At 72.4% G+C, this 12,077-nt stretch carries 10 protein-coding genes; 5 read left to right on the forward strand and 5 right to left on the reverse strand.

Annotation, left to right across the window (positions count from 1 at the left end; genetic code table 11):
* The first annotated feature begins 7 nt into the window (after positions 1 to 7).
* A complete protein-coding gene (gene pstB, locus NDW01_RS10530; RefSeq protein WP_252782496.1) occupies positions 8 to 784 on the forward strand; it encodes a phosphate ABC transporter ATP-binding protein PstB in 777 nt (258 codons plus the stop codon).
* A gap of 86 nt (positions 785 to 870) precedes the next feature.
* Here pstB and NDW01_RS10535 read toward each other — a convergent pair whose 3' ends face one another.
* On the reverse strand, positions 871 to 1,869 hold the full coding sequence (locus NDW01_RS10535; protein ID WP_252782497.1) for an inorganic phosphate transporter: 999 nt from the start codon (positions 1,867 to 1,869) through the stop codon (positions 871 to 873).
* Between the two features lie 79 nt (positions 1,870 to 1,948).
* Positions 1,949 to 2,566: a DUF47 domain-containing protein gene (locus NDW01_RS10540; RefSeq protein WP_252819290.1), complete on the reverse strand. Its 618-nt coding sequence runs from the start codon at positions 2,564 to 2,566 to the stop codon at positions 1,949 to 1,951.
* 222 nt (positions 2,567 to 2,788) lie between these two features.
* Between NDW01_RS10540 and NDW01_RS10545 the strand changes: the two genes are divergently transcribed.
* Entirely contained in the window at positions 2,789 to 3,070 is a 282-nt protein-coding gene (locus NDW01_RS10545) for a metal-sensitive transcriptional regulator (RefSeq protein ID WP_252782499.1), read from the forward strand.
* Between the two features lie 154 nt (positions 3,071 to 3,224).
* Here NDW01_RS10545 and NDW01_RS10550 read toward each other — a convergent pair whose 3' ends face one another.
* Both NDW01_RS10550 and NDW01_RS10555 read right to left on the reverse strand, forming a co-directional pair.
* A complete protein-coding gene (locus NDW01_RS10550; RefSeq protein ID WP_252819292.1) occupies positions 3,225 to 3,413 on the reverse strand; it encodes a hypothetical protein in 189 nt (62 codons plus the stop codon).
* A gap of 97 nt (positions 3,414 to 3,510) precedes the next feature.
* Positions 3,511 to 8,187 carry a hypothetical protein gene (locus NDW01_RS10555; RefSeq protein WP_252819295.1) on the reverse strand — a complete coding sequence of 1,559 codons (4,677 nt, stop codon included), beginning with the start codon at positions 8,185 to 8,187 and terminating at the stop codon, positions 3,511 to 3,513.
* 221 nt (positions 8,188 to 8,408) lie between these two features.
* Between NDW01_RS10555 and NDW01_RS10560 the strand changes: the two genes are divergently transcribed.
* The gene (locus NDW01_RS10560; RefSeq protein ID WP_252819298.1) at positions 8,409 to 8,996 is read left to right on the forward strand and encodes an RNA polymerase sigma factor; all 588 of its coding nucleotides are present in this window, start codon (positions 8,409 to 8,411) and stop codon (positions 8,994 to 8,996) included.
* Positions 8,989 to 10,188 carry a CU044_5270 family protein gene (locus NDW01_RS10565; RefSeq protein ID WP_252819300.1) on the forward strand — a complete coding sequence of 400 codons (1,200 nt, stop codon included), beginning with the start codon at positions 8,989 to 8,991 and terminating at the stop codon, positions 10,186 to 10,188. Before NDW01_RS10560 ends, NDW01_RS10565 begins: the two co-directional genes overlap by 8 nt.
* 135 nt (positions 10,189 to 10,323) lie before the next feature.
* On the opposite strand, the gene NDW01_RS10570 is transcribed toward NDW01_RS10565, so the two are convergent.
* On the reverse strand, positions 10,324 to 10,851 hold the full coding sequence (locus tag NDW01_RS10570) for a gamma carbonic anhydrase family protein (protein ID WP_252819303.1): 528 nt from the start codon (positions 10,849 to 10,851) through the stop codon (positions 10,324 to 10,326).
* Between the two features lie 214 nt (positions 10,852 to 11,065).
* On the opposite strand from NDW01_RS10570, the gene NDW01_RS10575 reads away from it, so the two are divergent.
* Positions 11,066 to 12,025, forward strand: a complete 960-nt coding sequence (locus tag NDW01_RS10575) for a DivIVA domain-containing protein (RefSeq protein WP_252819305.1) — start codon at positions 11,066 to 11,068, stop codon at positions 12,023 to 12,025.
* The last annotated feature ends 52 nt before the right edge of the window (positions 12,026 to 12,077 follow it).

The following is a 12,077-nucleotide window of genomic DNA, read 5'->3' on the forward strand; positions in this document are numbered from 1 at the left end:
TCCCCCCATGGCCAAGCGGATCGAGGTCTCCGGGCTGAACGCCTACTACGGCAAGACCCGGGCCATCGAGGACATCTCGATGACGATCGAACCGCGCTCGGTGACCGCGTTCATCGGCCCCTCCGGGTGCGGCAAGTCGACGTTCCTGCGGACCCTCAACCGGATGCACGAGGTGATCCCGGGCGCGCGGGTCGAGGGCAAGGTGCTCCTCGACGAGACGGACCTGTACGGGCCGGGCGTCGACCCCGTCGCCGTACGGCGGGTGGTCGGCATGGTCTTCCAGCGGCCGAACCCGTTCCCCACGATGTCGATCTACGAGAACGTCGTCGCGGGCCTGAAGCTCAACGGCGTTCGCCGTAAGGCGCAGCTCGACGAGATCGTGGAGAAGTCCCTGCGCGGGGCGAACCTCTGGAACGAGGTCAAGGATCGGTTGGGCCGCCCGGGGGCCGGCCTGTCCGGTGGTCAGCAGCAGCGCCTGTGCATCGCCCGCGCCATCGCGGTGGAGCCGCAGGTGCTGCTGATGGACGAGCCCTGCTCGGCGCTGGACCCGATCTCCACGCTGGCGGTCGAGGACCTGATCGCCGGCCTGAAGGACCAGTACACGATCGTCATCGTCACCCACAACATGCAGCAGGCCGCGCGGGTGAGCGACCGTACGGCCTTCTTCAACCTCGCGGGGCCGGGCAAGCCGGGCCGGATGGTGGAGATCGACGACACCAACAAGATCTTCACGAACCCGGGCGAGAAGGCCACGGAGGACTACATCACCGGCCGCTTCGGCTGATGCGCGAACGGCGCGGGGCGGGGTCGCCCTACGGCCACCCCGCCCCGCTGTCCATTGGCCCGTTCCACGAACGGGTCACGCGGACCTCAGCCGAACAGGTGCATGATCCAGTACGCGATCGCGGCGACGATGCCCGCCGCCGGAATGGTGAGGATCCAGGCGACCACGATGTTGCCCGCGACGCCCCAGCGGACCGCCGAGAGCCGCTTGGTCGACCCGACGCCCATGATGGCCGCGGTGATCGTGTGAGTCGTGGACACCGGCGCCTGCCAGATGAACGCCGTCGCGTACAGGACGCTGGCCGCGGTGGCCTCGGCGGCGAAGCCCTTCGGCGGATCGAGCTCGATGACCCTGCGGCCCAGGGTCCGCATGATCCGCCAGCCGCCGGCGTACGTCCCGTACGACAGCACCGCCGCGCACACGAGGATCACCCAGACCGGGACGTGCGAGTCGGCGGCCGACTGGTACCCGGTCGTGACCAGCGCGAGCACGATGATGCCCATCGTCTTCTGGGCGTCCTGCAGGCCGTGGCCGAGGGCCATCGCCGCCGCGGACAGCGACTGCGCGATGCGGAACCGGCGCCCGACCTTGCTGGGGTTGGAGTTACGGAAGATCCACAGCATCACGACCATCACCAGATAGCCGAGGACCAGGCCGATCAGCGGCGACACCACCATCCACAGGACGACCTTGTAGATGACGCCGTGCCACAGCACTTTGGTGGACGCCGCGAGGGCCGCCCCGACCAGCCCGCCGACCAGCCCGTGGGTGGACGAGGAGGGCAGGCCGAAGTACCAGGTGATGAGGTTCCACACGATCGCGCCGATCAGCGCGGCCGCGACGATCGACAGGCCGTGCATGTCCTTCGGCGGATCGATGATGCCGCTGCCGACCGTCTTGGCGACCCCGGTGCCGAGGAACGCCCCGACGAGGTTCATGACGGCGGCCATGGCCAGGGCGGCCCGTGGGGTGAGCGCCCTGGTGGAGACCGAGGTGGCGATCGCGTTGGCGGCGTCGTGGAAACCGTTGGTGTAGTTGAAGAACAGCGCGATGCCCACGACGACGATGAGGGCCGTCAACTCCACGGCGACGTTCCCTTCCCCGCAGCGGACCGCGGACATCGGATCGCGGACATGGCGAACACACGCGTCGGCGACACGGAGATCACGATTCCTTGACCGCGATCGTCTCGACGATGTTGGCGACGTGCTCGAACGCGTCCGCGGCGGCCTCGAGCTGGTCGATGACCTCCTTGAGCTTCAAGACGGTCAGCGCGTCGTAGTCACCGCCGAACAACTCCGCCAGCAGGCGCCGGTAGATCTGGTCGCCCTGGTTCTCGAGCCGGTTGATCTCGATCCAGTACTCGCTCAGATCCCGGAGTCCGCGAAGCCGCGGCATGGTCTCCGCGGTCAGCTCGGCCGCCCGCTCCAGCACCTCGACCTGGGCCACGACGTCACGGGGCAGCTCGTCGAGCTTGTAGAGCAGGACGAGGTCGGCCGCCGCCTCCATGAAGTCCATGACGTCGTCGAGCGTGGACGCGAGCCGGTAGATGTCCTCCCGGTCGAAGGGCGTGATGAAGCTCTCGTTGAGCCTCCGCATGATCGCGTGAGTGAACTCGTCGCCTGCGTGCTCGCAGGCGCGCATCTTCTCCGCGATCCCCTCACGGTCGGCCCCGTCGCCTATCAGCTCCACGAGCAGCCGGGCACCCGTCACCAAGTTGTTGGCGGAGTCCGCGAACATGTCGTAGTAGCTGTCCTCACGCGGGGTGAGTCGGAATCGCACGTCCTTCTCCTGAAGTGCGGGAACAGTCCGCAGAGGATGGTACGGCTTACCAGGGGGAAAGCGAACCTTCGCCCCCCTGTTACTTACCGCAACAAGTCTCCCGCGATCGGCTCGGTCACGGCCGCCCGCCTCGGCTGCGGGGGTCGGTTCGTCCCTGCCCCGGGGCGGGAACCTCAAACGATCACTTGGGCGTCTACCCCTAGGGGGTATACAGTGGCCGGTATGCACGGGTACGCGAAGGACAAAGACGCCTACCTCGTTCGGCTGCGCCGGATCGAGGGCCAGGTGCGGGGCCTGCAGCGGATGGTAGCCGAGGATGAGTACTGCATCGACGTCCTCACCCAGGTCTCGGCCGTCACCCGCGCCCTGCAGTCCGTCGCGCTGGGGCTGTTGGAGGACCACCTCGGCCACTGCGTCGCCCAAGCCGTCGCCGAGGGCGGCCCCGCGGCCGAGGAGAAGGTCAAGGAGGCCTCGGCGGCCATCGCACGCCTCGTGAAGTCCTGAGCCCGGCGCGTCCGGCAAGCCGATCGGCGAGATGATCCGTCGCGCGGCGATGCTTACGCGGCGATGATCGGTACGGGGGCGGTGAACCGGTCGGCGTGGAGCCGATCGGTGGGGAGCCGGTCGGCGCATCCCCGCGTGCGCCGACCTCACGTCGTTACGACCGTGGCGAGTGGCCGATCCCGAGCACCATGTCGATCTCATCGGTCGTCAACGGCCGATCCGCCGTCGCGACAGCGCTGAGCATCTCCGAGTACAGCTCGATCTCATCCAACGCGACCCGGTCGTGGACGCGCATATCGAGGTTCGACTGGCGCACCGCGTCCACCTCCGTTCGTCCCCACACCTGTGGAAAAGGCTACGCGCCCGACCCGCCGGCGCACATGACCCAAGAGGGCCATTCGGCGGCCACCCGCCGAGGTGAGGCCGGGGGCCACCTCGGACTACCGCCCCGTACGCTCCTGGTGGAGGCTCTGCAGCAGCCGTTCGGCGGGCGACTCGGGCAGGTCACGGACGGTGAGACGGGCCACGGTCGCCGCGTCGACCCGCGCCCCCGCCAGGCGCGCCGCCTGCCGCGCGACGATCGCGTCGAACAGCCGGCGCACCGTCTCGGCGAACGCGAAACTCCGCGACGCGCGCATCTCTCCGAACCTCCCCAGCAGCTCGACGCGCAGCTCCTCGTCCAGCAGGTAGAGCTCGCGCTCGGCGAACCGGGAGAACAACTGCACGAGCTGACGGTCGGTCGGCTCGGGGAACTCCACGATCGCCCCGAACTCCGCCCGGAACTCGGGATTCGCGAGCAGGAACCCGTCCATCTCGCCCGGCTCACTCGAACAGATCACCACGAACTCGTCACGGCGGACGTCCATCCGCCGGAGCAGCGCCGCGACCGCTCCGGACATCCGGTCGAACAGGGAGGCGTTCTCGATCAGCAAGACGCCTCCGGCCGCACGGTCCACCTGCGCCGCGACCTGGGCCTCCACGTCGTCGTCGGCGAGGTCGCGCGCGTCGCACACCACCACCTGGCCCGAGTCGAGGAGGCCCAGCGCGGCGTACGCGCCGCCGACCAGCCCCGCGACCGTACGCTTCCCGGTGCCCGGGCGCCCCAGGAAGATCAAATGGCGACTCGGATCACCGGACGGCGACCTCTGGCCTGCGCGTTCGGCGGCGGCGAGCCGCGCCTCGGCGACCAGGCCGCCGATGGTCTCCTTCACCTCGTCGAGCCCGATCATCTGGTCCAGCGTGCGCAGGAAGCCGTCGACGTCCCCCGGTGCGCGCAGGGCCGGCTCGATCTCCTCGGCCACGCCGGTGAAGTCCTCCGGCGTCAGGACCAGCCGATCCCGGGGCACCCCGAACCGGTCGGTGTGCCGCGTGACCGCACGGTCGAGGTACGCCTCGACGAGACGCGCGTTCACCAGGTCGCCGTACCCGGTCAGTCTCGGCAGGTCGGCCTTGAGGGTCTGCAGGGCGGGCGCGTTGACCGTCACGCGGCGCTCGTCCGCCAGCACGTGGACGAGCGCGAGCCGGGTCTCCGCGTCGTCCAGGTCCGGCAGCCGGAACACCCGGAACACCTCGGCCAGCTCCGGGAAGTCGCTCTTCAGCCGGTCGTACGCCCCCGGTTCGCAGGTCGCGATGAGCGCGGCCGCACCCGCCGCGCCCTCGCGAGAGCGGATCACGGCCGCCGCGACCGCCGCCGGTTCGGCCGCCCGCCGCAGGGCCGCGTCGATCCACTCCAGCAGCAGCGGCGCGCCGCCTCTCAGGGCCGCGTCCAGCGTCTCGGCCGTGTGACCGGCCTCCGTGCCGTCCACCGTACGGACGGCGCCGTCGCCCGTCCCCGCGCCGGCGAGCGTACGGGCGAGGAGCCGGGCGAACCGGCGCTGCCCGCTGTGCGGGGCGCCGACGACGAGGAGGGCGGGGGCCGTCTCCTCGCCGGAGGACGCGCGGCGATGCACGTCATCGAGGAGCCGGGCGAGGTCATCGGCGCCCGAGACGAACCGGATCCCGAACCGCTCGGTCACCTCCGGCAGGGCCGACCCGGCGGGCGGTGGCTCGATCTCGCCCACCGGACGGCCGGGCATGGGCGCGCCCAGGAGGTCGCCCATCATCGTCTGCGACATGATCCGCGTGCCCGGCCGCTCCGGCTGGTCTCCCGGGGCCCGGGTGCCCGGAGCCTCGCCGAGGACCCGGGTGCGCGGAGGTCCGGGCACCCGCGTCGGCGGCACGGGCGCGGGAGGCGACGGAGGCCCGGCCGGCGAGGGCGGCGCAGGAGGCACAGGAGGCGCGGGCAACCCGGACGCCCCCGGATGACCGGACTGCGCGAACACCCCCGGAAGTCCGGGCTGCGCGGATGGCCCTGAAGGACCGGGCAACGCGAACGGCCCCGGATGACCGGGCTGCGCAGATGCCCCCGGATGACCGGGCAACGCAGATGGCCCCGAGAATCCGGGCTGCCCGGAGGCCCCCGGCGGTAGGGGAGGGCCGCCGGGCAGGAGCGGCGCGGACTGCGCCGAAGGGCCGGGCGGCGAAGCCGACACCGAAACGCCCGGCTGCGGGCCCGGAACCGGCGCCCAGCCGTCCGCCCGGGTACCGTCCGCCAACGGATCGACGTACGTGGCGTCGGCCGGCGCCATCGGTGGCGGGTCCAGCATCGTGACCTCGTCCGCCCCTGGCTCCGCCCCTCCCCCATGCGCGGACTTCGGTTCGGCGGACGGGTGCCAGGCTCGCGTGGTGGGCGACGCTTCGCCCGACGCGGGCCCCGGCGCCGCGTTCGCCGGGACGTCCCGCGAGGCGTCCGATGGGGCGTCCGGCCAGGCGGCCGACGCGGCGTTCGCCAGGGCGTCCCACAAGACATCCCGCGATGCCTCCGACGGGGCCTCCGCCTGAACATCCCGCGATGCCTCCGACGGGGCGTTCGCCCGGGCATCCCGCGGGTCATCCGACGCGGCATTCGCCGATTCGTCCCGCGAGGCATCCGACGCCGCGTCTCGGGAGCCATCCGACGCCGCGTTCGGCGAGACGTTCCGCGGGTCATCCGACCCGGCATTCGCCGATTCGTCCCGGGAGCCATCCGACGCGGCGCCCGGCCAGGCGTCCCACGCGTCGTGCTCGACCCGCGTCGCGAACAGGTCGTCCTGCTCCGAGCCGCCGTCCGTCTCCATCCCGGAACTTACGGCGGGAGACACGTCACCCGGCGACGAGCCCGATGGGACGTCCGACGGAACATCGGGCGCGACGTTCCGTGCGGCGTCCTGGGAGCCGTCCGACGCGGCGTTCGCCGGGGCATCCCGCGAGACGTCCGACGGGACGTCCGGCGATGCGTCCGGCGGGGCGTCTGGCGGGACGTTCCGCGCGGCGTCACGGGGAACGTTCGGCGCATCGTGCTCGATGCGCGTCGCGAACAGGTCGTCGGGCGCCGGGGCGCCGACCGCACGGGTCCCGGCGCTTTCGGCGGGGACGGGCGCCGGCTCACCGGTTCCGGCCGCTCGCGGGGTGCCGACGGCCGATGTGGGGGGAACGGCCGACGGCGGGGCGGCCCCCATCGCCGGGGCGGCCCCGAACCGGCCGGCGTCCGCAGCCTGTCCGGCCGCGGCGGGAGGCGCCGCCCAGGCCGGGGCCTGGCCTGGCGGGCCGGTGGGCGGCTGATGGGCGACAGGGGGCACGACCGACCCGGGAGCGGGAACGGGTGGGTACTGCCGGGCGACCGGGGCCAGATCGGGGGTCACCGGGTCGGCGGGGGCCGCCGACCTGGCGCGGTCGGCGCCGAGGATCTCGGCCAGGACGGCGACCGGCACGGGGAAGCCGCGTGGGCGGGCGGGGATGCCGCCGCCCAGCCTGCACCAGGCGAGGTCCGCCGCGTACACGGTGGCGAGGAGCGCGCCGCGTGCGGCCGGACGGAGAGTCTCGACGCGCCGCCGGAGGAGAGGCGGCAGCCGGCCGTCCTGCGGCCAGAAGCGCCGCAGCGGGTGGTCGGTACCGGTGAGGATCGCCTGTGTCGCGCGGCGGGTCTCCGGATCGAGCCAGCCGATCACCTGCTCGACGACGTCATGCCGGACGACCGCCAGGTCGGCGGCGAGCAGCGCCGCCGCGATGAGGCGGGGCTCGACGTATCCGTGTTCGGCCGGGTCGCCGGCGATCGAGGCGAGGCAGACGGCCAGGTCGTAGAACGCGTTGCGGAAGTGTTCGCCCGCCGACGCCTCGATGCGCAGCGCGGGCGCCAGGGCGGGCGGGCATCGGGTGAGCCACTGCTGGACCAGCGCCTGGTCGCCGTACGGGAGGGCGGCGTAGTCGACCGTGGGATTGTGCAGGGTCGCGCCGAGGATGGCGAGGAGGGCGTCCGCGCGGGCACGGAAGCGCGAGTCCTCGCGCAGGGCGCTGGCCATCGCCCACATCGTCCGCAGAATGACGACGGCCGCGTCCACCCGGTGGGCGCGCAGCCGCTCGGCGTACAGGCCGACCAGGGCCTCCAACGGTGGCGGGGTGAGCCAGCGCGGCCCGTCGGCCGCGGGGAGCGGCCGGGCGCGGTACGGCGACCACAGGCCCAGGAGCTGCGCGTCGAGGCCGGAGTCGAACACCGGAGCCGCTGCGGACCAGAGCATCACGCCCCAGCCGATGGCCACCGTGCTGGGCGTGGCGGAGGAGAAGGTGTTCCACCAGTGCGGGTAGTCGTGAGGCGGCAGGGCGGCCGCCGACTCGACCGTGGCGCGTACGCGGGAGGTCACCTCGGGCCGTACGTCGACATCCACGAAGGGCAGTGACTGCGGCGGTTCGACGGTGAAGTCGGGGCCGGAGGGCACCAGGTGGGGAGGGATGCGCGGCACCGGCATCCCCTGGCCGAGGGGCCGGGCGGACGTCCGCGTCATCGGCAGCCGGGGCGGCGGGCACAGGTGCCACTGGCCGTCGGCGGGCAGCCAGCGGTACCAGCGGGCCCAGGCGCCGAACAGCCACCACGTGCCGTCGGGCAGGACGAGCATGCGGCCGGCGACGAGGTTCTGCCGCTGGAGGGGTGGCGTCGCGGGCCACCAGCCGGCCGTGACCATGGCACGCGTGTCCCGCTCGACCACCGCGAACGGATCTTGGGCGGCGGCCGAGGGCGCCCCGCCGTACGCCTGCCCCCAGACCACCATGCAATGGTAAACGCCACCCCAAGACCGCCGGGTTCACAGCGATCACGGAGCGGAGCCCTCGGGGCCCGATATCGGGCACCGGCCCCGTACTCGAGAGCCGGCGCCGGGATGGCCCCGGAAGATTCCCCCTCGGGAGCGAAAGCGATCGGGCGAAGGCGCGGAGAACCGGTGTCCGCCCATCACCTCGCCCGGGAGGCGCCCATGACGGAGACCAAGACGTGACCGGCCTGGCCGACACACAGGCGGCCGGGAAAGTGAGCGACGCCGACCTCGTCCGGGAGTACCGCCGCGACCCCGACCGGTTCACCGCGGTCTACGACCGGTACTTCCGCGACGTCCACCGGTACGTCGCGGGACGGCTCGACACCCAGGCGGCCGACGACATCGCGGCCGAGACGTTCCTGGTGGCGTTCCGCAAGCGGGAGCGGTTCGATCCCGCGCGCGGGGCGCTGCGGCCGTGGCTGTTCGGCATCGCCACCAAGCTCGTCGCCCAGCACCGGCGCGTCGAGTCGCGGCACTACGAGACCCTCACGCGCGTGCGGGCGGCCCCGGACGATCACGGTCACGAGAACCAGGTCGTCACGGCGGTCGCCGCGGCCGGGCTGCAGCCGCAGCTGGCCCGTGCCCTCGCCGCGCTGACCCGCAAGGAGCGAGACGTCCTGCTGCTCGTGGCGCTCGCCGACCTCAGTCACGAGGAGGTCGCCCAGGCCCTGCGGATCCCGTACGGCACCGTCGGCTCGCGCCTCAACCGGGCCCGGAAGAAGCTTCGCACCGCTCTCGAGAAGGAGATCGACGTCAATGGATGAGCTGCGCATGGTGCGCACGATGCTGGACCGGCCCGCCCCCGACGACGCGGTCGTCGCGAAGGGACGCGAACGGCTCCGTACGGAGACGCGCGGCCGTCGCCGTACGATGCCGGCCCGGCGGACCCTGTGGGCGACGGGCGGTCTCGGCCTCACCGCCGCGACGGCCGCGGCGGCGGTCGCGATCTCCACGACCGGAACCGCCGGGACGGCCGAGAACCGGTCGGCCGGTCCCCGGGCGGGCCGCTCGACCACCACGACGACGCTCGACGCGCGCTCCATTCTGCTCGCAGCGGCGAGCAGCGCGGAGGGCCAGGCGGACCGGGTCGGGGGGTACTGGCACACGGTGAGCGTGGGCCGGTACTACTACCGGGCGGGCACGGCCGGGAGCGCCTACACCATCGTCGACCAGCAGCGGGATGACATGTGGACGCCCAGCGCGCCGCGACAGGCCCAGGTGAGCGTCTCGCAGCACCTCGGTGTCCAGCCGGCGACCGCGGCGGACCGGGCGGCATGGACCCGCGCCGGATCGCCCGCCGACATCAGCGTGCAGGCTGCTGACGGCAAAGGGGGCAGGGTCACGCTCTCGACGCGGCCCGGGCGGGTGATGACGAGTCGTTCCCCGCTCGTCGACGGCGACAAGGTGTTCTGGCTCGGGCGCAATGTCACCATGAAGGATCTGCGGGCTCTGCCGGCCGATCCGCGGCGGCTCAAGGCCTCGCTGAAGCGGTGGTACCAGGGACACGGCACCGAGTCGTCGAGCGAGACGATGTCCTCCGACCTGTGGTTGTACACCGTCGCCCGCGGTCTGATCATGGATATGCCGGTGACGCCGAAGGTCCGGGGCGCGGCCTTCCGGATGCTGGCGGACCTGCCGTCGGTGACGGCGGCGGGCAGGGTTCAGGACGCCCAGGGGCGCACGGGCACGGCCATCGCCATCACCGAGCGCACGAAGGTCGGCGGCACCTACCAGCACCGCCTGATCATCGACACCACCGCCGGACGGGCGCTGGGCGAGGAACTCGTCGTCGTCAAGCCGGGCGGCTCAACCGCCGGGTTCGCCCCCGGAGCCGTGTGGAACTCCACGACGGTCGTGAGGCAGGGCTGGACGGACTCGGCGCCGCCCGGTGGTTCCGCAGCGCCGCGGGGCGGCACGTCAGGAGGGCCACGGCCGGGGGCCTCGGTCAACCACTGACATCTACGCGTGCCCGGTCCCGGATGCCACCGGCGCCTGGGACCGGGCACCCGCACCTGGCATCCGGACGGCACCCGCACCTGGCATCCGGGTGCGGCACGCCCGCGTCCGCTCGTCCGCGCGGGGCCGCCCGTGTCAGCTCCAGCGGGCCTCGCGGTGCAGGGCGGCCTTCCGCACGTACGTCTCGGGCGTGTAGGCGAGGACCGCGCGGTCGTCGTCGTTCAGCTCCCGTACGACCTTGCCCGGAACCCCCGCGACGAGGACCCCGGCGGGGATCTTCTTGCCGGGGCCGACGAGGGCGCCCGCCGCGACGAGCGTTCCGGCGCCGATCCGCGCGCCGTTGAGCACGATCGCGCCGATGCCGATGAGCGAGCCGGTCTCGACGTACGCGCCGTGGACCATGGCCTTGTGCCCCAGGCTGACCCGGTCCTCCAGCACCGCCGGCATGCCCGGGTCGGCGTGCAGGCAGGACAGATCCTGGATGTTGCACTCCTCGCCGACGATGATCTCCTCGTCGTCGCCGCGCAGCACCGAGCCGTACCAGACGTTGGCCTCGCGGCCGAGCCGCACGCGGCCGACGACGACGGCTCCGGGGGCGACCCAGGCCTCCGGGTGGATGTCGGGCCCGTGCTCACCGAGCGTGCCGTGGAAGAAGTCAGTCACGGTCGTCCAGTCTAGAAGCGGCGATGGTGCCGCCTCCGTCCGGTTGGCGCGCCGCATTTCCCAAATACCGTATTTTGCGATATTCAAGCTGGGAAGACTCTCGTGTCGCCGCGCCGGCGGGCCGGGAATTCCTGCCAGTACTCCCATTCCCCTTGCGCGAAAAGGGGGGAACCATCGAGAGTCGTCACAGACGTTCCTTCGACCCCCGAGGGCCATGAGCAACGAAGCCGAGATCCTGCCGAACCTCTTCCGCGAGGAGCCCCTCCGCGAGGAGACGTTCGAGATCGTCATGCGCGGCTACAACCGCCGTCAGGTCGACGAATACATCGCCCGTACCCGCAACCAGATCCGCGAGCTCGAGGCCCGGCTGTCGCGCGCCCTCGACGAGGTCGAACGCACGCGCCGCGAGATGACCGAGGTCCGCGAGGCCCGGCGTCCGACCGGCGACGACCTGAGCGAGCGACTCCGCCAGATCATCAACCTCGCCGAGGAAGAGGCCCAGTCGAAGCTCAGCGAGGCCGAGCGCAAGGGCGCCCAGATCCAGCAGGACGCCGAGCGCGAGGCCAACCGCATCGTCGACGAGGCGCGCGGCCAGTCCGAGCGGGCACTCGCCCAGGCCCAGGAGAACGCCGGCCACATGCTGTCGGCGGCCCAGCGCGAGTCCGAGCAGATCATGGCCACGGCCAAGAACGACGCGGACACGATGATCACCGAGGCCCGCACGGAGGCCGAGCGCACCCTCACCACCGCCGAGCGCCGCTCGGCGGTCATCAACGAGGACGCCTCCGACCGCCTGGCCCAGCTCACGAAGCGGCACACCCAGGCCCTCGGCCGGCTCAGCGAGATCACCGAGACGCTCGTGACGCTGCTGGAGCAGGAGGAGAAGGCCGGCCCGCTGGAGGAGATGGTCGCCGACGCCGTCGGCCAGAGCGAGCCGGAGCGGCCCGCCGCCCGTCCCGAGCGACCCGCGGTCCGTCCCGAGCAGCAGCCCCAGGCGCCGCAGCAACAGCAACAACAGGCGCAGCCCCCGAACGGCCGTCATCACCAGGCGGCCGCGCCGGCCCAGCCCTCGGCCCAGCCGCAGCCGGTGCAGCCGGTGCAGCCGCAGCCGATGCAGCAGCCGCAGGAGCGCAATGTCCAGGTGTTCCCGGCGAGCGGCGAGCCCGAAGAGTGACGATCGGGCCGGTGACCGTTGGCCGGTCACCGGCCCGATCATCTAGAGTCCT

It is taken from the genome of Actinoallomurus soli, from assembly GCF_024055715.1.
GTDB classification, from domain to species: Bacteria; Actinomycetota; Actinomycetes; order Streptosporangiales; family Streptosporangiaceae; genus Actinoallomurus; species Actinoallomurus soli.

Coding starts and splice junctions, on each gene's coding strand:
- pstB (WP_252782496.1), top strand. CDS start 8: ATGGCCAAGCGGATCGAGGTCTCCGGGCTGAACGCCTACTACGGCAAG.
- NDW01_RS10545 (WP_252782499.1), top strand. CDS start 2,789: ATGCACGGGTACGCGAAGGACAAAGACGCCTACCTCGTTCGGCTGCGC.
- NDW01_RS10565 (WP_252819300.1), top strand. CDS start 8,989: ATGGATGAGCTGCGCATGGTGCGCACGATGCTGGACCGGCCCGCCCCC.
- NDW01_RS10575 (WP_252819305.1), top strand. CDS start 11,066: ATGAGCAACGAAGCCGAGATCCTGCCGAACCTCTTCCGCGAGGAGCCC.